Here is a 20,492-nt window from a genome sequence, read left to right as displayed (position 1 = left end):
AACAAGAAAGTTGTTATAGTCGACTTGCCATTTAACCAAAATGTTCATTTCTATCATTATCAGATTAGCACTAAAATGCGCACCTTATGCATTATTAGGTCTTTCTTTGATGACTTGATCAGTATTGACACCAGCCTCCTCTCGTGAGAAATTTCAGTGCTTTTAGTAATTAATTTCACGACACTCTATTCAGGAGAGATGTATGTTTACCGATAATTCTCATCGTGAAGCGCTTGACGCCCTTCTTGAAGACTGGACCGAATCTGAAGCAAAAACAAAAGCTGCATTTATTGAATACAAAGACTTGCTTCTTTCTTTTGAAGGACTGAGCCTTTCTTTCAAGGGTAGACCTGGAGTAAGCTTTTCCCTGCGTGCAAAACACGAAAACCAGAGCGAACGTGAGCTGTTTGTTTTGGTAGACGTTGTAGATGATGACCCAGCAGATCGCTGGCTTTCTGTTTGCTTCTATGCAGACATGATTAATGATGCAGATGAACTTGGCGACTGGGTTCCAGGTGGCCTGATGGGTGAAGATGCATGTTGCTTCAACCTTGACGAAGACGATGCAGAAATGCGTGCATACATTAAAGACAGAATTACTGACGCATACAACAGCGCGAAAAAATAATTCTTCTAAAATCAGAACAAAAAAAGCGGAACCCAGTACTCTAGGTTCCGCTTTTTTTGTTCATTAACTAATGATCCGCCGTTACATAAAATCGGGATCGATTGCTGCTCCGCCATCTGCTAACGAAATTTTCAGATACTGCAAAGTTCGTCGATCAACAGGGACGATCGGAAAAAGATTTTGACAGGCATCACAACGCTCCATTGAAGGCTGTACAGCACCAATAATAGGCACTTTACGACCACAATGAGGACATGGGTAAAAAAAGATAACTTCCATGCCTACCGGCTTAACTGGCGCAATCGGCTTATTAGAATTACTCATAACTAATCCTTACAAACAAGACTGCTGCCGGTCATAGCAGAAGGCTGCTCAACATTCCACATATCAAGAATCGTCGGAGAAATATCTCCCAAGATCCCCTCTTCACGCAATTTCCATGAAGCATTCTCGTCAACAAGAACAACCGGTACAGGGTTTGTAGTATGGGCTGTGTGAGTTTTTCCTTCAAGATTCAATAATTCTTCTGCGTTGCCGTGGTCTGCTGTTATAAGTGCTCTATAGCCATTTTCACGGACAGCACCAATCACTTTACCAACACAAGCATCGACCACTTCACAGGCCTTGACTGCTGCGTCAATGATGCCTGTATGACCGACCATATCAAGGTTCGCAAAGTTACATACAATTAATGAGTACTCTTTTGAATTAATAGCGTTAATAAGCTTTTCAGTTACTTCTTCAACACTCATCTGCGGTTTCAAATCATATGTAGCGACATCACGCGGTGAGTTGATAAGTACTCTGTCTTCATTCTCAAAAGGTTCTTCACGACCACAGTTAAAGAAATATGTCACGTGTGCATACTTTTCAGTCTCTGCAATACGAAGTTGCTTCACACCAAGCCTTGCTACGACTTCACCAAGCGGATCAGGACAATCGTCTTTAGAGAATGCTACAGGTAAACCGAAGTGTTTCTCGTAACAAGTCATTGAAGCAATGGCAGAAAGTTTTGGGAACTCACCACGGTCAAATTCAGTAAAATCGTCAGTACACATTGCCTGAGCGATCTGACGCATGCGGTCCGCCCTGAAGTTGAACATAAAGACAGAATCACCATCTTTCATTGCAGTTGGCTGACCGCCTTCTTCAATGATTGAAGTCGGAACAAAAAATTCATCCGTGATCCCTTCGTCATAGGAATCCTGAATAGCCTTTAATGGATCAGTTGCGGTTTTGCCCTTGCCGTGAACAAAGCAATCCCATGCAAGCTGGTTGCGATCCCAGCGCTTATCACGATCCATTGCGTAGTAGCGACCGGAAATAGAGGCAATACGTCCAGCACCGATACGATCAATAGCTTCTTGGAGCTGAGTAACAAAACCAAACCCACTTGTTGGAGATGTATCACGACCATCGAGGAAAACATGGACACAAACATCTACATCAAGTTTTTTTGCCATTTCAAGCAGCGCGAACAAGTGGCGGATATGACTATGAACACCACCATCAGAAACCAAGCCCATTAAATGAACGGTTCCACCCTTTGCTTTTACAGATGTCATAACGTTGTTAAGGACAAGATTCTTTTGAAACTTATCATCTTCAAGCGCAACATCAATAAGAGTCATATCTTGATAGACAGTTCGACCGGCACCGATATTCATGTGTCCAACTTCAGAGTTGCCCATAAAACCTCCCGGAAGTCCAACAGAACGACCGGAACAGGCAAGGCGTGACACTGGATTCTCGGCAAGCAAGCGATTAAGATTCGGCGTATTAGCAAGAGAAACTGCGTTTCCTTCACCTGCGGGTGCAATGCCCCAACCATCAAGAATCAGCAAAAGGGTTGGTGTCATGGTATGTCTTCCTATTCAGCTTCAGATTTGTATAAAACTTTAGCGTCAGCCCAAAGACCTTCAAGGTTGAAAGCTTCACGTACATCTTCCTGGAAGATGTTCACAACAACATCGTTCAAGTCAACGAGGACCCACTGAGCGTTGTCTTTCCCTTCAACACGCATATGTTCGTAGTTTTCGCCTTTAGCGCGCATGGACACTTCATCTGCCAATGATTTTGCCTGACGAACAGATTTTGCAGTGGCAATAATCACAGCATCAGTAAATGAGTTAACACCTTCAAGGTCAAGTACAACTACGTTGGTAGCTTTTTTGGCTTCAAGCCATTCAATAATTTTAGCTACTTTTTCCTGAGAAGAAACAGTGCTGTATTTTTTTTTCATTTTTCCGATCATTTTTTTATCCACTCGTTAGGGCTGCGCTTGTATATTGCAGACTAAGCTTAGGCTACTCTGCACAGCTCATGCAATGCTTATAATTTAATCCCTCGCAGCACCTGTGCCGCTACGAGGCAATATACATTCTCTTCCTGCAAAGTCTGGAGAAACATGTCTCCAACTTTACCAGTCTAAAAATCCTGCACCTTCCTACGTTATTTACGGTCTATACGCAATTAACAAGAAGCAGAGAATTTTCATTTTAAATGACAATTTTGAAAAACAGGCTTGACCCGCCTCCCGATTATGGTGCATTCCCTATGTTTGCACATAGCTACAGCCACTACGCTGGCTAGGTCCAAAAGGATTCAGGAACGATGATAGGGTCAATTTAGACACTAATTATATCCGCCTGAAACGTGTAGTTATTTTATTCTTATTGTATCAGGAGTCATGTATGATTTTTAATGTTGAGCAAGAAACACTGCCTCGCGAAGAGTTAGAAGCAATTCAGTTACGTCGTCTACAGAACCTCTGTGAACGTGTGTATGCAAATGTTCCTCACTATCGCGAACAGTTTATTAAGGCAGGAGTTACTCCTGCCGATATCAAGAGCCTCAGCGACTTGTCTAAGCTTCCGTTTACTGAAAAGCAGGATCTACGTGACAACTACCCGTTTGGGCTTTTTGCTGTTCCAAAAGAGAATATTGTACGTCTTCATGCTTCCAGCGGGACCACAGGCAAAGCAACAGTTGTTGGGTACACCCAACGCGATGTAAACAACTGGGCTGAGCTTATGGCTCGTTCATTTATGGCAGCAGGTGCTGACCGTAGTGACTTTATCCACAACTCATACGGGTATGGTCTCTTCACAGGTGGTCTTGGGGTACATTACGGCGCTGAACGCCTCGGCGCGACTGTCATTCCTATTTCCGGTGGCGGCACTAAGCGTCAGGTTTCACTGATGCAGGATTTTGGAGCAACCGTAATATGCAGTACTCCATCATATGGCCTTGTATTGCATGAAGCTGCAAAGCAAGTTGGCATCGACATGCGCGACCTTCCACTTCGAGTCGGTATCTTCGGTGCTGAGCCGTGGACAGACGAAATGCGTAACGACCTGCAGGAAAAAATGGGGATTGACGCTGTTAACATTTACGGTCTGTCTGAAATTATGGGACCGGGTGTATCTATCGAATGTGCTGTGGCTAAAGATGGCATGCATATCTTTGAAGACCACTTCTTGCCTGAAATTATTGATCCTGTAACTGGTGAGCAACTTCCAGCTGGTGAAACCGGCGAACTGGTTATCACAACTCTGACGAAAGAAGGCATTCCGCTTATTCGATACAGAACACGTGACATTACTTCCTTAAACTATACTCCATGTAAATGTGGCCGTACCCATGTCCGTATGAACCGCATTACAGGACGTAGCGATGACATGCTCATCATTCGTGGTGTTAACGTATTCCCATCCCAGATTGAATCTATCATTCTGGAAACTGAAGGCGCATCACCTCACTACCAGATCATTGTTAAACGTGAGGGCAACCTTGATACTGTTGAAGTTCAGGTTGAGATTGACGAATCACTCTTCTCTGATGCTATTAAGAACCTTCAGCGTATTGAAATGCGCATTCAGAAAACTATTAAAGAGTTCCTTGGCGTTTCAACAAAAGTACGTCTGGTTGAGCCGCGCTCCATTGAGCGCTCACAAGGCAAAGCCAAACGCGTATTCGACTTACGAAACGAAGAATAATAAAATGAAAGCCCGCGCATGCGGGCTTTTTTAATACCGACTCTCGACCTGTTAGCACTTAATCACCGTCTAACGTGCCTATTCTCATTCCTGCCACGCCAAACGACCGACTCTCGCATCCCAACTTTCCACTTCTATTTGACAATGCAGAAACTTAAATTGTGACGTTCTCAATGAGTCGACACCTCTACCGTTCTCGCTGCAAAAAGCCTCATCAAACAGGCTCTCCTCACAAGGCAACAAAAAAAGGGATCACAGATATAATCTATGATCCCTAAATATTCATGGTGCCCAGGGGGAGACTCGAACTCCCACGGGCGTGGCCCACTACCCCCTCAAGATAGCGTGTCTACCAATTCCACCACCTGGGCAAATATGTAACGCGGACGTTACTGAGGATACGCTAAACGCGCATTGTGAACTTATTTTTTAGTCTGGTCAGGACTTGGCTGAGCTTTCTGCTCGATCTGAATATTCATGATAGATGAATCTTCAGAAGTACGATCACTAGCGATATAGTTGTAGCTCAAAGAAGTAATGAAGAAGATTGCTGCAAGTGTTGCAGTAACTTTCACAAGAAGACCGCCTGCACCAGCACCGCCAAAAGCAGACTGGTTGCCGCCGCCAAAAATAACACCCATGCCCTCTTTACCAGCCTGTAAAAGAACAAGCAAAATGAGTGCAAGACAGACCACAACGTGCAGGGTCAGAATCAAGGTTTCCACGAAACGTCCTCCTAAGAGCTATATCAATCCGTATCGGTTGCTAAGCAGTAACAATTTTGCTGAAGCTTTCAGCCTTCAGGGAAGCGCCTCCTACCAAGACACCGTCAACATTGTCAAGTGAAATGATCTGAGTAGCATTTTCAGGCTTTACACTTCCGCCATAAAGAACGCGGGTAGTATTAGCTTTTCCTTCCAAAATATCAAGAAGTTTAGCACGAACAATTGCATGAGCTTCTACAATTTCTTCAGGGCCAGCAACCTTACCGGTACCAATAGCCCAAACTGGCTCGTATGCGATAGCAAGACGCTCAGAAGCTACATCAGGAATAGTTGCAAGACCTTTTTCGAGCTGTTCAGCGATTACAGCCTCAAGCTTACCAGCTTCGCGCTCTTCAAGAGTTTCGCCGATGCAAAGGCAAACATTCAAACCGTTGTTCAGTGCAAAAGTTGTTTTTTCACCAACCTGCTCACTGGTTTCACCAAAAAGAGAACGACGCTCGGAGTGACCAGTAAGAACCCAGCTACAACCAGCATCTTTTAACATTACAGGGGAAATTTCACCAGTAAATGCGCCTTCAAGAGCTGCACATACATTCTGGCCACCATAAGAGTAGCCTTCGTGCTTAGAGAAAACTTCGCCCGCTGCATGCAATGCAGTAAACGGAGGGAATACAACAACTTCTCTGTCATCAGAAAGTTCGCCAACAAGTTCAACAAGCCCAGCTGCAGTATCTTTAGCTTCCTGAGCAGTTTTGAACATTTTCCAGTTTGCAGCCATAAGCTTTTTCATGGGTCATTACTCCTTACTTAGCACGGACATTCGGAGAGAGCCGCAAGATCACATCGGTAAAGCAATGCGTCCTCGCCGGTGTCTTTATAATATTTTTTTCGCACCCCAATTTGTTTGAAGCACATCTGTTCATAAAGATTGATGGCAGGAATATTGGTTCTGCGCACTTCTAGAAATGCATGTTGTATACCTAATTTTTGCCCAATGCAAAGCATAAGACCAAGTAACCGTTTTCCTGCGCCCTTTCTTCTTAATTCAGGGTCCGTAGCTATGTTTAATATTTCCAACTCATCAGCGGTATGATACATGGCTATATAGGCCACTAAAGTATCGTCTTTCTTTAATCCGAACACCTCAAAAATATTCTGATCAAAAGACAGACTAAACTCTTTTTCAGTCCATGGCGTTGAAAAACATTTTTTCTCAAGAGCTGCAACTTCAGCACTGTCTTTCTTCTCTAACCGAAAAAAGACATACCCATCAGCTTCCAGCGGCCCGATCTTAGCAAATATGTCAGACATTACATATCCAAATACTTCCGCCGCCAATGCAGTTTCCCGGGGAAGTCATATTGAAGTAGTAGACAGCAATGGCAAACCTCTCATGGTCATGCCATCAGCAACAGCACACCAACAGCAACTTGCCATGAAGTCTGTCTTTGTTCTTATCTACAATAAGCAAGGGAAGTTTTTTCTGCAACGAAGGGCAGACAATAAAGCGTTAGCACCCGGCATGTGGGATATTTCAGCCGCAACTCACGTAGGTGCAGATGAAGCGCTTGAAGCCGCCGCGGAACGAGTATTGTTAAAAGAACTCAACCTGACAGCAGCAAAACTACATTACCAAAAATCACAGCAGGTGCGCATTGACGACGCTACTCTGTGGAGCTCCATCTACTCTGCCAATATCGGCACAAAAACTCTCACACCAAATCCGGACGAAGTTCAAGATGGACTATATGTAGACGCTGAAGAGCTGCAGTCTCTCTACGAGCACTTTCCCGACATGCTCACGCCAGTTCTTGTATGGGCTATAGAAGCAAATATCATCTTTGCCTCAACCTCATAATAAGCAGAACTCACAACAACCAGTTACATAAGCTTAGTCATCTGTGCATGTAGCAATGTGTTGCTTGCCAAAATATTTGGTGAATACAAAGAAAAATCCTTCGATGCATCGTATTCTGTCACCCAGCCACCAGCTTCATTTACAATCAGCCAGCCTGCCGCAACATCCCAAGGCTTTAAACCTTTTTCATAGAACACATCAAAACGACCAGCAGCAAGATATGCTAAATCCAATGCCGCTGCGCCCAGACGACGCACCCCCTGTGCTGCTTTTAACACGCGACGCAGGCGATCTGTAACCTCATCAGCTTCTTCGGAAACCGTATAAGGAAATCCTGTTGCAACCAATGAATGCTCGATCTTGTCGTTCCGTGTAACGAAGATTCGCTTATCGTTACACCATGCTCCGAGGCCTGAGGCAGCATAAAAACATTCATTCATGATTGGAGCGTTAATTACGCCCAATACAATTCGATCCTTATGCCATAACCCAACAGAGGTACAAACAAATGGAACCTGATGTGTAAAGTTTGTTGTGCCATCGATCGGATCAATAATCCAAGTAAGGTCGCTCAACGGAGCATCTGCTTCACTCTCCTCAGCAAGAAAGCTTGCTACAGGAAGGATTTTTGCGAGACGAGCCTTAAGATCATGCTCAACAGCCACATCAGTTTCAGTTACAAGGTCAATTCGACCTTTGTAACGAACTTTACGCGGTTTATCCCATGCTTCACGAATAAGTGCACCAGATTCAATAACAGCAGCTCGAACCTGTGGTAACAACTTTTGTAAATCCATTCTGTATTCCAAGATAAAAAGGCGACCCAAGGGCCGCCTTAGTAATTTAGTTTATATACACATCCGAGAACTTTACCCGATCTTCCAGAGTCTTACCGGTCCCTCGAACAACTGTGGTCAGCGGGTCTTCATCAATGACGACCTGTAACCCAGTCTCTTGCATAATAAGCTCATTAAGCCCTTTAAGTAACGCGCCACCACCTGCTAACAGCAGGCCGTGTTCTGCAATGTCACTTGCTAGCTCAGGCGGGGTTTTTTCAAGCGCTTTACGCACAGCAAAAACAATTGCTTTTACTGATTCTGAAAGCGCAAGGCGGATATCTTCATCAGTAACTTCAACCGAAGTCGGTGTTCCTGAAACAATATCTTTACCAGGTACAGTCATTACCAAAGGTTCCGGCAAAGGAAAAGCAGAGCCAATAGTCATTTTAACCTTCTCTGCCTGATTTTCCCCAACAAGAAGCTGAAACTCTTCCTGAAAATATCTTTGTACAGCGCTGTTAAGAGCATCACCTGCTACGCGAACTGATTCTGCATACGCAATAGCGGAGAGAGAAATAATCGCAACCTCGGTAGTACCACCGCCGATATCAACAACCATTGTACCAACAGGCTGATGGATAGGACGCGAAGCACCGATCGCTGCTGCCATAGGCTCTTCAACAAGTTTGACATCTCGTGCACCTGCCTGCTGAGCAGATTCAATTACTGCACGCTTTTCAACCTGAGTAATACCGGTAGGCACACAGATAACAATATTAGGCTTTACCAGACTGAAGCCTGTAATAACCTTTTTAATAAAATATGAAATCATTTGCTTGGTAACCTCAAAATCCGCAATCACCCCATCCTTCATAGGACGGATTGCACGAATACGCTGAGGAGTACGACCAAGAAATTCTTTCGCTTCACGCCCGACTGCGAGAACACTGTTGCGTTCGACATCAATCGCAACAACTGACGGCTCGTTAAGCACTATCCCGTCTTTTTTAGTATATAGAAGCGTATTAGCAGTTCCAAGATCCATGGCCAGATCTTTCCCGAACATGCTCAAGAGTTTTCCTAGCATTTATTCGCTCTCTTGGGTCTTAGATGAAAATGAAAACAGTTCTTCATTTTCATGTTCGTAAGCTGCTGCGCGTTGCAGGTCATCCACCTGTCGATGCGCTTCGTACAGCTTGCTGCGTAAATACAAATTCTCCAAAAATAAGGAAAGATGCTCTGAAGCCATCTGACAAAATGTCTTAAGCTCTTCTGGAATAACTTTAGAGCTTTCACTCGCAAGGGTTAAAACCCCACGAGTCATACCACCAATTTCCAGCGGAATACAAATAACACTGACAAATTGCGGCACACCCTTTTGCTTTCCATATAATGGAGAAGTTTGACTTGCAGCCTTACCACCTTCAACAAAAAAAGGGGTACTATTTTTAAACACCCAGCCTACCAAACCGCTACCATATGGAATTTCTTCCACTTCACCTTGTAGCAGTTGATAGTTTTCACCCTCAATATGATAATTTTGACCGCCCTCATCCCTTGTTGCAAGGCTGCAATATTCAAAACGAGAGGTTTCTGAAAGAAGAACGAGAAACTTAGATAAAAAAGAATCCCACTTTTTCAAATGCTTTCGTAAGGAATAAATAACCTGCAAACAATGGTACTGCTGCGATAAGTTTACTTGTTCTTCTACAACAAAAGAACGGGAGTGCACTTCATATACGAGATCCCCGAACAGTTGCAGAATTTTTTGATCTTTACTTGAAAAGGAATACTGTCGCTTACTGTCTAAACACAACACGCCGGCACCGTTTTTAAGCGGCACCCCCATAAAGGCTTTAATTTTTGTCTCTTCATTCTGAGCATAGTAGCCAAGGTAATACTGTCTGGTGTCAAAGTCGTTAACCAGCATCGGTGCTTCATTGCTAATGATCCACCCAACCAGCCCCTTTCCTGTTCCGGCAGTAAAGGTCTCGTCTTTATTCACCATGTCACCAAGGCTAAAACTGCTGGCCACAGAAAAGTGACTACCGGAACGATCCGGCATAATCAGCACAGCAGAGTATGCATCAAAGACACTGCAAATAATGCCCAAAATTCTTTCATAACAAGCGGTTGTATTCATCCGACATAACCCAGTCAAAGTATTCTGATCTGTACAGAAGCAAATAGTAAATCTGCAGCGCACATTCTATAACGGTTTTTACGTACAGAACACAGGTTAACCATCATTTTTCCGGCTAGCCCTTGAGTCTCTATATAAAGATAAAGCCCTCAGAATTTATTATCATTTTTTTAATGAGACGCCAAGCAATGAGAGTACTGGTTTTTTTCCATGAAATGCTAGAGTTTTTTTAGAAAAAAAAATAGTATGCAAGGATTAGCAAGCAAATTGCACTATTGCGTAACCAGTTATTTTACTTTTTTTAACGACAGCCAGCCCGATTGCCGATGCCAAAACACTGGAAAGATGCCTTCCGCGAATGCGGCTTACCATGGAAAGACACGTTTTCATTCAGCGAACCTATCAGCATCACAAATCTTTCCGAACTTAAAGATTTTCTTGATGCCGTCCAGATTACGCAATGTCTGTTGCGTCCTTTTTTTGAAAAAGAGGACTACCCACTAGTTGAACGCGGAGAGCTGCTCCCATCATTTGAAAGCGACTTTTTCGAATACAAAGACCTGCCCGGTTTTTCACTAGTAGCTTTTGAACGAGAACTTCAATATTTTTCCGAAATTTTCCAATTCGACATTTTACATTCCTTAATGGACGTCACCTTTAAGGCTGATGGATACGCATGTCCTTTAGAAAGCTGTACTATCGAGCAAAATGTCGAGACAATTCAAAACCGTATTCCGCGTAAATTTCACGAGCTATTCAAAGAAGAGTTCGGCAAAGTCGACACATCTGTACTGGATTACTACCCACAACTCCTGCCATATATTTTAGAAATGGACAGAGCGCATGTGCTCGCGTTGGACTCCTCAGGCTTCTTCCATCTTGCAGGTGTGTATGGTTCGTTCCCTTCTGACCTCGATCCTGAAATCAAGCGTTTTGGTCTCCGAGCGAAAAAATTTGAAGTTGGAAACCACAAGAAGTACGAACAAAACAGGCTTTTTGTTTACCACTATCTTATGGAACTTTATGGCTTCACCATTTGCTCTGAACGCAGAACCTCCAGCGCGTTATTTTCCCGCCGCTTACATAAGGCCGGTGAAAAATTCATGGTTCGTGTACTTGGACAAACCGACCGAGTCATCACAACAATATCCTCTACTTCAACAAAACGTCGCTACCCTACTGTAGAAAAAATCGCTCTTGTACAAGTAGATGAAGATCAATCTGAAGTGATTCGCCGTCTGGAAGAAGGTGGTTTTTTCGTAGACAGAAAGCGTCATGTTGTAATTTTGCGTGTTACGTACACGCAGCATAAGTTCAACCCGGAAAACGTCCGACAAGAACGTGCACTTTCTGTTACGAAACAGGAAGTTATTCACCCGATTACAGGCCGGTCAATCGATGATCTCAACATCATAAAAGATACGACCAACATGATCCTGCGCCTGAACGATATTGTTCGCGGTGAATATATCGGGCACATTACCTATAAGCGTATTGAGCTTGTCGAAAACACAGACACTGAAGAAAAGCGACTTAAATTCCTATACTCATGGCTGTCTAAACATCAGCGCCGCATTATCAGTTACTCTGATGAATTTTACGCAAATGTCGTAAGGGTCCTTGAAGGCTACCTGTATGATGCAGAAAAAGAAGAAGCATTTGACAGCTACAAAGCCCTCTACCATGACGTTCAATTTCGCTACAACTATATTGAGCAAGCCCGTAAAATCATGGTTCTTGAACGGTTAAAGAAACGCAAAATTAAGGGTGAAAAAATCCCTTATGCAGAAATGCTGGAGCAATCTGTAGACATCCTCCAAGAACTTCGATTCGACATCACAACATATTTCGAAGAGCTGGTTGCCTCCATGATCAGCATTACAGAGGCTATTTTAAATGACCGTTACCTATGCCGAAACTATATCACAAAGCGTGATGACGACCTCTCAGAGTACGGGTTAGGCATAAAAAAAGAATACGGCAAACTGGTCTCTTTGCTTGACGACATCAAGGCAATCCGCAAAGCTCGAAACAAATCTATTGAAGGCTTCGACCTTTAATGATCACAACCACAACAACCAACACTTTAACCAGATCGGGAGGACATGCTGTGTCTGAACTCTTACAAACCCCGCTTACCGCTTGGCACAAAGCTGCTGGTGCCAAGATGGCTCCGTTTGCAGGATGGGAAATGCCTATCCAGTACACCGGTATCATTGCTGAACACACCCACTGCCGTGAACTAGCATCTATTTATGACATCTGTCACATGGGCGAATTTGGTCTTGTAGGCGACGGCGCTTGTGAAGCTCTATCAAAAATCGTAACCCATAATCTGGACAAACTCGCTCCGGGTAAATGTGGTTATGGCTTCTTGCTGAACGAAGAGGGCGGTATCCGTGACGACCTTATTATTTACTGCCTTGAAAAAGATGAATATCTGCTCGTAGTTAACGCTGCATGCATCGAAAGCGATTTTAACTGGATTAAAGAAAACCTTCCTGAGCACCTCACTCTGGAAGACATGTCTGACCAGACAGCAAAAATTGACCTTCAGGGTCCTAAGGCATACGAAGTGCTCGAAAAAGTTTTCGACAGCTCCCTTCGTGACCTCAAATACTTCAACTTCCGCACTGTAGAATTCAACGACCAGCCACTTATTATCAGCCGCACCGGGTACACCGGTGAACTTGGTTACGAATTCTACCTCCCAGCAGAAAATGCACTTCCACTTTGGGAAGCACTTATGGCGCAGGAAGAAGTTGAACCAGCTGGACTTGGCGCACGCGACACTCTTCGCCTTGAAGTTGGCCTTCCACTCTACGGACAAGACCTTGATACTACGCACTCCCCTACCGCTGCCGGTATGGGCTGGATGCTCCGCTCCGAAGCAGACTACGTTGGAAAGGGCAAAGACCGTGAAGGCACTGAGCTTCTTATTCCTCTTTCCATTCCTGGTCGCCGTTCTGCACGTCATGATGATGTCGTTACTCTTGAAGACGGTACCGAGGTTGGACGCGTTACCAGTGGTTCCTACTGCCCTAGCGTTGGTCATTCTGTAGCGTTAGCATATGTAAAAGTTGAAGCAGCTGATAATGAGAAATTCCTCGTTAAAGGTGCTCGTACATCACTTGAAGCAACGAAAGCAGAACTGCCTTTCTACAAAGACGGCACAGCACGTATGAAGCTTGTTGACTAAGCTGCATGCAAATGAATAAATTAAAAGGGAAGCCGTTTGGCTTCCCTTTTTTATTGCCTTTGAGCTACATACAATAACGAGATATAAATTCATGAAAACATTTTTTCTTGAAGCAGATAAATGGGACGAGCACTGCGTGCTCGATGGACAAGAAGCCAAGCATGCCATTAAAGTGCTGCGAATGAAAACAGGTGACACTGTCCGCCTACTTGATGGTAAAGGCCGTGAGGGTACATTTATCATTACAGATACGACCAAGCACACAGTATCGCTTGAACAGCAGGAAATCATAGAACATCCCAAACCGGAATCAGAGCACTATGTTGCTATCGGTTGGGGAAAATCTGTACGTCGTGGCTGGATTTTTGAGAAAGCTGTTGAATTTGGAGCCGCCGGACTTTGGTTCTGGCAAGCAGACCGTTCACAATCCAAAGTTCCTGTAGAAATTAAAGAAGGATGGGAAGGCCAAATGCAGGCCGGAGCAAAACAATGCGACAATCCTTGGGTTCCCGAACTTGCTACATTTACTGATGGTGCTAAAGGCGTCATGAATCGCGCAGCTGAATTCGACAACATATTCATGCTGTGGGAAGGTCAATCTCCATCTGACATTCTCTCATCTGCCCAACTAGATCTTTCAGGAAAAACACTGTTTATCATCGGACCAGAAGGTGGTTTTTCTGACGCTGAGGCAAACTACTTTCAGGAACAAGGCGCTAAACCAGTCAGCCTTGGAAAAAGAATTTTACGCTGGGAAACAGCGGCACTGCTGTGCCTCGGCCTAGCTTGGTGGAAAGGTGAAGTGAACAATGCTGCACGTTAGCAAGGAGATGTCGATGGAGGCAAAGCAACCTCTTGCAGACAAAATTCGTCCTAACTCCTTCGAGGAATTCTCAGGGCAAGAACACCTTTCTGCGCGTATTACCGCACTGACTAAAGCAACTCGCCTTCCAAGCTTGCTTATGTTCGGCCCTCCGGGATGTGGAAAATCGACTCTTGCGTTATTGCTTGCCAAACACACTGGTTTAAAGTGGCTGCGTGTCAGTGCTCCGGAAGCAGGCCTCACTCAGCTACGGAAGTCCCTTAAAGGCGTTGAGGTTCTGGTTCTGGACGAATTACATAGATTCTCTAAGGCTCAGCAGGACTTTTTTCTTCCTATTCTCGAATCAGGTGAAATCACGCTCATTGCAACAACTACGGAGAATCCTTCATTCAGCGTTACAAGACAACTGCTATCCCGACTCCATACACTTAAGCTAAAGCCATTACCTAACACATCACTTCAGGCTCTGGCTCAAAAAGGGGCAGAAGCATGTGGGGTAACACTTGATGAAGCTGTCTATGAAATGGTTGCAGGGATTGCCCACGGTGATGCGCGCACCATGCTAAACCTTGTCGAATATATTTCCCAACTTCCAACTGAAGCCAGAGAGCCGGATCAACTTAAGGCTGCCCTCCCTGACGTCATCGCACGTCATGACAAAAACGGTGACAGCCACTACGAACTTGCATCAGCAATGATCAAATCTATCCGTGGTAGCGACGTTGATGCAGCCCTCTACTACCTGGCCTGTCTGCTGGAAGGAGGAGAAGATCCCCGTTTTGTATGCCGCAGGCTAATTCTTTCTGCGTCAGAAGACGTAGGTCTTGCAGACCCTAATGCATTACCTTTGGCTGTATCATGCCAGCAAGCTGTAGAATTTGTTGGGATGCCGGAAGGATTCATTCCATTGGCTGAAACAGTAACATATTTGGCTCTTGCGCCTAAAAGCAATTCAACCTATGCAGCATACTTGGCCGCTGCTAAGGAAATACGAACACACGGAAGAAAACCTGTACCACTGCACTTACGAAATCCCTCTACTAAACTTCAAAAAGAATGGGGATACGGTAAAGGCTACCTATACCCTCACAACTATCCAGAAGGTTATGTTCCCCAGCAATATCTTCCTGACGATCTCGCAGGCCGTAGATTCTACCAGCAGCGAGAGCAAGGAGTTGAACCACGCCTGACAGCTTGGCTTGCTCGCGCCAGAAAAAGCTTCCGTTAATTCCCTATAGCATCAGGAGAGACACACATGCTAAAGAAGCTATTCTGCGTTACAGTAGTACTTACACTTTGCTACACCCTATCAGGGTGTGCCGTGTACAACACCGCTGTAGACGAACGTAACATCAGTGAGCAATATTCAGACACTGTTATTACCGCCACTGTGCTCAACAAGCTGATTAAAGAAAAAACAAGTAATGCACTAGACGTCTCAGTTAAGACCTACAATAAAAAAGTTTACCTTATTGGAGAAGTCGACTCACTTTCACAACGTAGCCGTGCCATTTCAACTGCACGCAATACTAAGGGCGTCCAAAGCGTTGTGCCATATTTGCTCCTCAAAAATGAGAAAGACTTTTGTGGCACAACTGACAATGTGACAATGAGTGCACAGCTTAACAAAGCACTGATTGCCGACAAAGAAATTTGGTCGACAAATGTTTCTGTTGACGTCGTACAATGCAACATCGTTCTTACAGGCATTGTAGGGACAAACAAAGAAAAACAAAAAATCACCCAACACGCCAGAGCCGTTCCAAAAGTTCGATCTGTTACCTCATATATTCAGGTGCAATAAATGCAGAAGGCAGACTCATGTGAGTCTGCCTTTTTTATTCAATGCACAGTACAAAGCTAACCATCACATTGTGATCAACCCTACCAACCATGCCATAACCAGCCAATTCCGTGGAAATAACGATGGCTATCTCCTGAAAGAAAAATCCACGCTGTGAGTTATACGACTGTCGTACTTTGCGCATCAAGCGACTCAACTAAAAAAAGCGGACCCTTTCGAGTCCGCTTCATTTTTAATAAACAAAAGATGGTACGTAAAACGTACAAAAATCTCTTCTGATACTATCGAGTAAGCTTACGGTACTTAATTCGTTGAGGCTGATCTGCATCTTTGCCCAAACGTTTTTTACGGTCAGCTTCGTATTCGGTGTAGTTACCATCATAGAACACAACCTGAGAATCACCTTCAAAAGCGAGAATATGGGTTGCGATACGATCGAGGAACCAGCGGTCGTGAGAAATAACCAGCACAGAGCCTGCGAAGTTCTCAAGAGCTTCTTCAAGCGCACGCATGGTATTTACGTCGAGATCGTTTGTAGGTTCGTCAAGAAGGATTACGTTTGCACCGGACTTAAGGATCTGTGCAAGGTGCACTCGGTTACGCTCACCACCAGAAAGAACATCTACATTCTTCTGCTGATCTGCACCGGTAATACCGAAGCGTGAGCAGTATGCACGAGCATTAACTTCCTGAGTTCCAAGTTTGATTGTCTCATACCCACCGGAAATAACTTCGTATACGGATTTTCCAGACTCAAGAGAATCACGTCCCTGATCAACATGAGCAAACTGTACAGTTTCACCAACCACAACTTCACCGGAATCAGGAGTTTCTTCACCGATAAGCATTTTGAATGTGGTAGATTTACCCGCACCGTTAGGACCGATGATACCCACAATCGCACCTGCTGGAATAATGCAGCTCATGTCCTCAACAAGCAGTTTTTCACCGAGAGACTTAGTAACGTCTTTCATTTCGATTACCTGCTTACCAAGACGCGGTCCCGGTGGAATGTAGATTTCAAGATCTTTAGCATGTGCTTCAGACTCATGAGAAACAAGAGATTCGTACGCACTGATGCGAGCTTTAGACTTGGAATGACGTCCCTTTGGAGACATGCGAATCCAATCAAGTTCGCGCTGCAAAGTTTTCTGACGTTCGGACTCTCTTTTTTCTTCCAAAGCAAGACGCTTCTGCTTCTGATCAAGCCAACTGGAGTAGTTGCCTTTCCAAGGAATACCACGGCCGCGATCAAGCTCAAGAATCCAGCCAGCAACGTTATCAAGGAAGTAACGGTCGTGAGTTACAGCAATAACAGTGCCCGGGAAGTTCTGAAGGTAGCGTTCAAGCCATGCAACAGATTCTGCATCAAGATGGTTAGTAGGTTCGTCAAGGAGCAAGATGTCCGGGTTCTGCAAGAGCAGACGACATAACGCTACACGACGTTTTTCACCACCAGAGATAACATTTACTGGTGTATCAGCTGGAGGACAACGCAGCGCGTCCATAGCCATCTGCAAACGGGAATCAATATCCCATGCGCCTTTGGCATCCATCTGCTCCTGCACCTGAGCCTGCTTCTCGATAAGAGCATCCATTTCTTCAGGTTCCATAGGCTCAGCAAACTTTGCGTTGATGTCATTAAACTCATTAATAAGAGCCATAACATCACCAACGCCCTCTTCTACTACTTCACGTACAGTACGTGTTTCGTCTACAAGAGGCTCCTGCTCAAGGTAGCCTAAAGTAAAACCTGGAGAAACATGGGTTTCACCTTCGAACGCAGTATCAACACCTGCAAGCACCTTGAGAAGGGAAGATTTACCGGAACCGTTAAGGCCCAGCACACCAATTTTTGCACCATAAAAATACGAAAGAGAAATATCCTTGAGAACCTCTTTCTGACCGTGACGCTTTGTCACGCGAACCATCGAATAAATAATCTTATCCGGCTCGTTCTGACTCATATTACCACCTTGAATCTACTAGTAAACTGCAGTTCAGTTACTTGTTTTTGTTACCATTTCATCCCAAAATAGGCTCAACATCTGAGGCAAACAGAACAAGTCTATTTTGCGCGGATGCATATTTTTTTCTCTTCTTGCGCATTTGCCGAAAATTGTCCAGAAAAGCGCGTCACTTCTTTCCCATTCGCTAACTACTCACCACGTATATCAATCAACGTTTTTTCCTCAATCTAATACGTTGAAATGCCATTTAGTTCTGTGCTAGCTAAAACGCGAATTGACAAATATATTTCCTCTGTATGGAGAATTCATGGAAAATTACTCTGTAATGTACAGCAATACATATACTACTCCAAGCGATGCTAAAGGCTTTCTTTCCAGCAAGTTGCCTTCCCTCTTTTTTTATCCATCAATGGCTAAAATTGCTTACTCTGCCAACAGAGAAGCAAAACAGGGAAAATCTTCCGATCAGGCATGGGTCAAGGCAAGTTTACAAATTATTAAAGCGCTGGAACGGGTCGGGGTTTCTCTTTCATTTGAAAACATCTCTGCTTTTACAGAACTAAAATCCCCATGCGTGTTCATTGGAAACCACATGAGCACACTTGAAACATTTGTTCTTCCAGCGATTATCCAGCCTCATAAGCCTGTGACATTCGTTATCAAAAATTCTCTACTCACCTATCCGTTCTTTGGAGACCTTATGGCTTCCAGAGAACCGATTGCGGTCAACAGAACAAATCCACGTGAAGATTTAAAAACTGTTTTGTCTGAAGGATGCGAAAAACTGGCTCAAGGAAAATCTATTATCGTTTTCCCCCAGTCCACAAGAAGCACAAAGTTTGATCGCAGTAAATTTAACTCTATTGGCGTAAAGCTTGCCAAAAAAGCCGGTGTTCCTGTTGTGCCTTTAGCGTTAAAGACTGACTGCTGGGGCCATAGCAAATACAGTAAGGAATTCGGTCCAATCGACATTTTGAAAAAAGTTCATTTTGCGTTTGATACTCCAATCATTCCTGAAGGCAATGGTAAAGAGACTCATGCAACTGTATGCAACTTTATTGAATATTCCTTGAACAAGTGGACCAAATAACCAACAAAACATCAGCCCATTTTTCATACAGGAATCGGGGCAGTTCACACATTGTGTCATTACTAATGCCAGCCACAAGACCACCGGCTGGCATTATATTTTGTAAAAAAAACAATAAAATTTTACAAAACATGTAGACGTTCTCAGAACTATTTTGACTCATTGAAAATATTTACTTTTTCCTATTCCACCTACGTTTAGAAAACAAAAAAACGGCGTGTTAATACAGAAAATTTTTCTCATGCATTGACGCAAAAAAAATTGTAAGCTAAGCATTATTGCGTGCTCAAACAGTTTATAGGTAGAGTTTCGAGTTGCCGCGAAGCTCTACTGGATTAACCCTAAAACTATTGGGTCAAGCTATGACAATGACAAAAAAAGAAGCTCTGTTACTGGCTGCAAAAGAGCTCTTTGGTGAGTATGGTTACGCCGAGACTACGTTTAAAAAGATTTCTGAACGTGCCGGAGTTGCTCTCGGGCTCCTTACACACCATTACGGAAACAAAGAAAAATTGTTTCTTGCAGCAGGACTGGATGTTCTGGATGACTTCATTATCAAGCTGAGAGAAGCATGTGCTCAAGGTGACACCGGCTACGATTCTGTTATGAACTTTTGTCGTACCTACTTAGACTATTCTATCGCGCCGGAATCACACTTTCTTGTTCTCGTACGTTGCTCTCCATACTCAGACATGAAAACTCAAACTGATCGTGACGTTATGTATGAAAAGTTCAACCAAGTACCTCGCGAACTTGAGTATCATGTACGAAGAGGCATTGAAGATGGCTCCATCAAAGACTTACCTGCTCATGAAACCACTTCAGTCCTGACCTGTAACCTTGTTGGTGCAATTCGAACCCGACTTTTAACACCTTATGCACCAGCTAACCTTTACGATGAAGTCCTCAAATTTATTTCACGTAGTATTAAGAACGACTAGCAAACACTGCTAACGTAAAAAAAAAGGAAGAGATGTATCTCTTCCTTTTTTTTTATGCACAATCCCTAAAGGTTAACAACGTGCCCGTGTTAACCCAAAATTTGACCAGCCCTGTTATGCAGCTTTAATCACCAACGGAATAATGTGGCGTGCAGAAGATTCCTCTTGAGTTCTTCCAAGCTCAAAAGTTACTTCGTCCATACCAGCTAACGATGCGATCTCTTCAACCAATCCTTTCACATTAATGATAGGATGACGCATAAACACCTGCGGAAGACCATAAGTCAAATTACAGGCAAGACATGCACCATTACGCTGATTTAAAAAAAAGGCGAATTCAAGGGTGTCCTCAGAGCCTTTCACAAAAGCAAGCTCAATGTCATAAGCACCACTTTCTGCTTCTCCGTAGAGTGCGTCGAAGAATTCATCAGTTTTTGAAGCCGGAAACAACTCTTCCAGCTTTTCTTTTGTAAACACGGTATCAAACTGCATAACTTACTCCCAACCTTTTTATATCAAATGTGCACACTTATT

At 43.9% G+C, this 20,492-nt stretch carries 22 protein-coding genes and 1 tRNA gene; 10 read left to right on the top strand and 13 right to left on the bottom strand.

Annotated features, from left to right (window positions below):
• Nucleotides 1-202 precede the first annotated feature (202 nt).
• Nucleotides 203-628 (top strand): hypothetical protein, encoded by a 426-nt coding sequence (locus tag BUR09_RS03310; RefSeq protein WP_074215513.1) that lies wholly within the window; start codon nucleotides 203-205, stop codon nucleotides 626-628.
• An 81-nt stretch (nucleotides 629-709) separates the two neighbouring features.
• Here the strand turns inward: BUR09_RS03310 and BUR09_RS03305 are convergent, their stop codons facing one another.
• Genes BUR09_RS03305 through rsfS form a run of 3 tightly spaced genes read right to left on the bottom strand, consistent with a single transcriptional unit; the run spans nucleotide 710 to nucleotide 2,882 of the window.
• A complete protein-coding gene (locus tag BUR09_RS03305; RefSeq protein WP_074215512.1) occupies nucleotides 710-952 on the bottom strand; it encodes a hypothetical protein in 243 nt (80 codons plus the stop codon).
• A 2-nt stretch (nucleotides 953-954) separates the two neighbouring features.
• Nucleotides 955-2,487: a 2,3-bisphosphoglycerate-independent phosphoglycerate mutase gene (gene gpmI, locus BUR09_RS03300; RefSeq protein WP_074215511.1), complete on the bottom strand. Its 1,533-nt coding sequence runs from the start codon at nucleotides 2,485-2,487 to the stop codon at nucleotides 955-957.
• A gap of 11 nt (nucleotides 2,488-2,498) precedes the next feature.
• Nucleotides 2,499-2,882, bottom strand: coding sequence for a ribosome silencing factor (gene rsfS, locus BUR09_RS03295; RefSeq protein ID WP_074215510.1), 384 nt, complete (start codon nucleotides 2,880-2,882; stop codon nucleotides 2,499-2,501).
• A gap of 439 nt (nucleotides 2,883-3,321) precedes the next feature.
• Between rsfS and BUR09_RS03290 the strand changes: the two genes are divergently transcribed.
• Nucleotides 3,322-4,626, top strand: a complete 1,305-nt coding sequence (locus BUR09_RS03290; protein WP_074215509.1) for a phenylacetate--CoA ligase family protein — start codon at nucleotides 3,322-3,324, stop codon at nucleotides 4,624-4,626.
• A gap of 285 nt (nucleotides 4,627-4,911) precedes the next feature.
• Here BUR09_RS03290 and BUR09_RS03285 read toward each other — a convergent pair.
• From BUR09_RS03285 to rimI, 4 genes are all read right to left on the bottom strand, one after another.
• Nucleotides 4,912-4,997: transfer RNA gene (locus tag BUR09_RS03285), tRNA-Leu, on the bottom strand.
• A 51-nt stretch (nucleotides 4,998-5,048) separates the two neighbouring features.
• The gene (gene secG, locus BUR09_RS03280; RefSeq protein WP_074215508.1) at nucleotides 5,049-5,351 is read right to left on the bottom strand and encodes a preprotein translocase subunit SecG; all 303 of its coding nucleotides are present in this window, start codon (nucleotides 5,349-5,351) and stop codon (nucleotides 5,049-5,051) included.
• A gap of 40 nt (nucleotides 5,352-5,391) precedes the next feature.
• Nucleotides 5,392-6,141: a triose-phosphate isomerase gene (tpiA, locus tag BUR09_RS03275; protein ID WP_074215507.1), complete on the bottom strand. Its 750-nt coding sequence runs from the start codon at nucleotides 6,139-6,141 to the stop codon at nucleotides 5,392-5,394.
• A gap of 17 nt (nucleotides 6,142-6,158) precedes the next feature.
• Nucleotides 6,159-6,662, bottom strand: a complete 504-nt coding sequence (rimI, locus tag BUR09_RS03270) for a ribosomal protein S18-alanine N-acetyltransferase (protein ID WP_074215506.1) — start codon at nucleotides 6,660-6,662, stop codon at nucleotides 6,159-6,161.
• Between rimI and BUR09_RS03265 the strand changes: the two genes are divergently transcribed.
• Nucleotides 6,652-7,209 carry an NUDIX domain-containing protein gene (locus tag BUR09_RS03265; protein ID WP_074215505.1) on the top strand — a complete coding sequence of 186 codons (558 nt, stop codon included), beginning with the start codon at nucleotides 6,652-6,654 and terminating at the stop codon, nucleotides 7,207-7,209. The two genes, rimI and BUR09_RS03265, sit on opposite strands and share 11 nt — an antisense overlap.
• A gap of 23 nt (nucleotides 7,210-7,232) precedes the next feature.
• Here the strand turns inward: BUR09_RS03265 and BUR09_RS03260 are convergent, their stop codons facing one another.
• The 3 genes from BUR09_RS03260 to BUR09_RS03250 are packed head-to-tail and all read right to left on the bottom strand — an operon-like array spanning nucleotide 7,233 to nucleotide 10,131.
• On the bottom strand, nucleotides 7,233-8,006 hold the full coding sequence (locus tag BUR09_RS03260; RefSeq protein WP_074215504.1) for an inositol monophosphatase family protein: 774 nt from the start codon (nucleotides 8,004-8,006) through the stop codon (nucleotides 7,233-7,235).
• Between the two features lie 46 nt (nucleotides 8,007-8,052).
• Nucleotides 8,053-9,075: a rod shape-determining protein gene (mreB, locus tag BUR09_RS03255; protein WP_074215503.1), complete on the bottom strand. Its 1,023-nt coding sequence runs from the start codon at nucleotides 9,073-9,075 to the stop codon at nucleotides 8,053-8,055.
• A complete protein-coding gene (locus tag BUR09_RS03250) occupies nucleotides 9,076-10,131 on the bottom strand; it encodes a GAF domain-containing protein (RefSeq protein ID WP_074215502.1) in 1,056 nt (351 codons plus the stop codon). It abuts the gene before it with no gap.
• Nucleotides 10,132-10,457: 326 nt separating this feature from the next.
• Here BUR09_RS03250 and BUR09_RS03245 point away from each other — a divergent pair, with 326 nt between their 5' ends.
• From BUR09_RS03245 to BUR09_RS03225, 5 genes are all read left to right on the top strand, one after another.
• Nucleotides 10,458-12,191 carry a hypothetical protein gene (locus tag BUR09_RS03245; protein WP_074215501.1) on the top strand — a complete coding sequence of 578 codons (1,734 nt, stop codon included), beginning with the start codon at nucleotides 10,458-10,460 and terminating at the stop codon, nucleotides 12,189-12,191.
• A 50-nt stretch (nucleotides 12,192-12,241) separates the two neighbouring features.
• Complete coding sequence (gene gcvT, locus BUR09_RS03240; RefSeq protein WP_139296725.1) at nucleotides 12,242-13,330, top strand: glycine cleavage system aminomethyltransferase GcvT; 1,089 nt, start codon at nucleotides 12,242-12,244, stop codon at nucleotides 13,328-13,330.
• Between the two features lie 91 nt (nucleotides 13,331-13,421).
• Nucleotides 13,422-14,153, top strand: a complete 732-nt coding sequence (locus tag BUR09_RS03235) for a 16S rRNA (uracil(1498)-N(3))-methyltransferase (RefSeq protein ID WP_074215499.1) — start codon at nucleotides 13,422-13,424, stop codon at nucleotides 14,151-14,153.
• A gap of 13 nt (nucleotides 14,154-14,166) precedes the next feature.
• Nucleotides 14,167-15,381, top strand: a complete 1,215-nt coding sequence (locus BUR09_RS03230; RefSeq protein ID WP_074215498.1) for a replication-associated recombination protein A — start codon at nucleotides 14,167-14,169, stop codon at nucleotides 15,379-15,381.
• Between the two features lie 27 nt (nucleotides 15,382-15,408).
• On the top strand, nucleotides 15,409-15,957 hold the full coding sequence (locus tag BUR09_RS03225; RefSeq protein ID WP_074215497.1) for a BON domain-containing protein: 549 nt from the start codon (nucleotides 15,409-15,411) through the stop codon (nucleotides 15,955-15,957).
• Nucleotides 15,958-15,991: 34 nt separating this feature from the next.
• Here the strand turns inward: BUR09_RS03225 and BUR09_RS16795 are convergent, their stop codons facing one another.
• Nucleotides 15,992-16,141, bottom strand: coding sequence for a hypothetical protein (locus BUR09_RS16795; protein WP_175565978.1), 150 nt, complete (start codon nucleotides 16,139-16,141; stop codon nucleotides 15,992-15,994).
• A 97-nt stretch (nucleotides 16,142-16,238) separates the two neighbouring features.
• Nucleotides 16,239-17,924, bottom strand: coding sequence for an energy-dependent translational throttle protein EttA (ettA, locus tag BUR09_RS03220; protein ID WP_074215496.1), 1,686 nt, complete (start codon nucleotides 17,922-17,924; stop codon nucleotides 16,239-16,241).
• Between the two features lie 310 nt (nucleotides 17,925-18,234).
• Here ettA and BUR09_RS03215 point away from each other — a divergent pair, with 310 nt between their 5' ends.
• Together BUR09_RS03215 and BUR09_RS03210 are read left to right on the top strand one after the other, a co-directional pair.
• Nucleotides 18,235-19,017, top strand: coding sequence for a lysophospholipid acyltransferase family protein (locus BUR09_RS03215; protein ID WP_074215495.1), 783 nt, complete (start codon nucleotides 18,235-18,237; stop codon nucleotides 19,015-19,017).
• A 362-nt stretch (nucleotides 19,018-19,379) separates the two neighbouring features.
• On the top strand, nucleotides 19,380-19,958 hold the full coding sequence (locus BUR09_RS03210; protein ID WP_074215494.1) for a TetR/AcrR family transcriptional regulator: 579 nt from the start codon (nucleotides 19,380-19,382) through the stop codon (nucleotides 19,956-19,958).
• 114 nt (nucleotides 19,959-20,072) lie between these two features.
• On the opposite strand, the gene BUR09_RS03205 is transcribed toward BUR09_RS03210, so the two are convergent.
• A complete protein-coding gene (locus tag BUR09_RS03205; protein WP_074215493.1) occupies nucleotides 20,073-20,450 on the bottom strand; it encodes a pancreas/duodenum homeobox protein 1 in 378 nt (125 codons plus the stop codon).
• Nucleotides 20,451-20,492: the final 42 nt, after the last annotated feature.

Source organism: Halodesulfovibrio marinisediminis DSM 17456, assembly GCF_900129975.1.
Classification (GTDB): Bacteria; Desulfobacterota; Desulfovibrionia; order Desulfovibrionales; family Desulfovibrionaceae; genus Halodesulfovibrio; species Halodesulfovibrio marinisediminis.
Note: the sequence above shows the minus strand (reverse complement) of the source record. Positions and strands in the feature narration are given on the sequence as shown.

What these genes read in the sequence shown, in the direction of transcription:
- rimI (WP_074215506.1), bottom strand. Translation starts at nt 6,662, where the DNA reads ATGTCTGACATATTTGCTAAGATCGGGCCGCTGGAAGCTGATGGGTAT.
- BUR09_RS03230 (WP_074215498.1), top strand. Translation starts at nt 14,167, where the DNA reads ATGGAGGCAAAGCAACCTCTTGCAGACAAAATTCGTCCTAACTCCTTC.
- BUR09_RS03205 (WP_074215493.1), bottom strand. Translation starts at nt 20,450, where the DNA reads ATGCAGTTTGATACCGTGTTTACAAAAGAAAAGCTGGAAGAGTTGTTT.
- BUR09_RS03265 (WP_074215505.1), top strand. Translation starts at nt 6,652, where the DNA reads ATGTCAGACATTACATATCCAAATACTTCCGCCGCCAATGCAGTTTCC.
- tpiA (WP_074215507.1), bottom strand. Translation starts at nt 6,141, where the DNA reads ATGAAAAAGCTTATGGCTGCAAACTGGAAAATGTTCAAAACTGCTCAG.
- BUR09_RS16795 (WP_175565978.1), bottom strand. Translation starts at nt 16,141, where the DNA reads ATGCGCAAAGTACGACAGTCGTATAACTCACAGCGTGGATTTTTCTTT.
- ettA (WP_074215496.1), bottom strand. Translation starts at nt 17,924, where the DNA reads ATGAGTCAGAACGAGCCGGATAAGATTATTTATTCGATGGTTCGCGTG.
- BUR09_RS03210 (WP_074215494.1), top strand. Translation starts at nt 19,380, where the DNA reads ATGACAATGACAAAAAAAGAAGCTCTGTTACTGGCTGCAAAAGAGCTC.
- BUR09_RS03215 (WP_074215495.1), top strand. Translation starts at nt 18,235, where the DNA reads ATGGAAAATTACTCTGTAATGTACAGCAATACATATACTACTCCAAGC.
- BUR09_RS03310 (WP_074215513.1), top strand. Translation starts at nt 203, where the DNA reads ATGTTTACCGATAATTCTCATCGTGAAGCGCTTGACGCCCTTCTTGAA.
- BUR09_RS03235 (WP_074215499.1), top strand. Translation starts at nt 13,422, where the DNA reads ATGAAAACATTTTTTCTTGAAGCAGATAAATGGGACGAGCACTGCGTG.
- rsfS (WP_074215510.1), bottom strand. Translation starts at nt 2,882, where the DNA reads ATGATCGGAAAAATGAAAAAAAAATACAGCACTGTTTCTTCTCAGGAA.
- BUR09_RS03290 (WP_074215509.1), top strand. Translation starts at nt 3,322, where the DNA reads ATGATTTTTAATGTTGAGCAAGAAACACTGCCTCGCGAAGAGTTAGAA.
- BUR09_RS03245 (WP_074215501.1), top strand. Translation starts at nt 10,458, where the DNA reads ATGCCAAAACACTGGAAAGATGCCTTCCGCGAATGCGGCTTACCATGG.
- gpmI (WP_074215511.1), bottom strand. Translation starts at nt 2,487, where the DNA reads ATGACACCAACCCTTTTGCTGATTCTTGATGGTTGGGGCATTGCACCC.
- mreB (WP_074215503.1), bottom strand. Translation starts at nt 9,075, where the DNA reads ATGCTAGGAAAACTCTTGAGCATGTTCGGGAAAGATCTGGCCATGGAT.
- BUR09_RS03250 (WP_074215502.1), bottom strand. Translation starts at nt 10,131, where the DNA reads ATGAATACAACCGCTTGTTATGAAAGAATTTTGGGCATTATTTGCAGT.
- BUR09_RS03305 (WP_074215512.1), bottom strand. Translation starts at nt 952, where the DNA reads ATGAGTAATTCTAATAAGCCGATTGCGCCAGTTAAGCCGGTAGGCATG.
- BUR09_RS03225 (WP_074215497.1), top strand. Translation starts at nt 15,409, where the DNA reads ATGCTAAAGAAGCTATTCTGCGTTACAGTAGTACTTACACTTTGCTAC.
- BUR09_RS03260 (WP_074215504.1), bottom strand. Translation starts at nt 8,006, where the DNA reads ATGGATTTACAAAAGTTGTTACCACAGGTTCGAGCTGCTGTTATTGAA.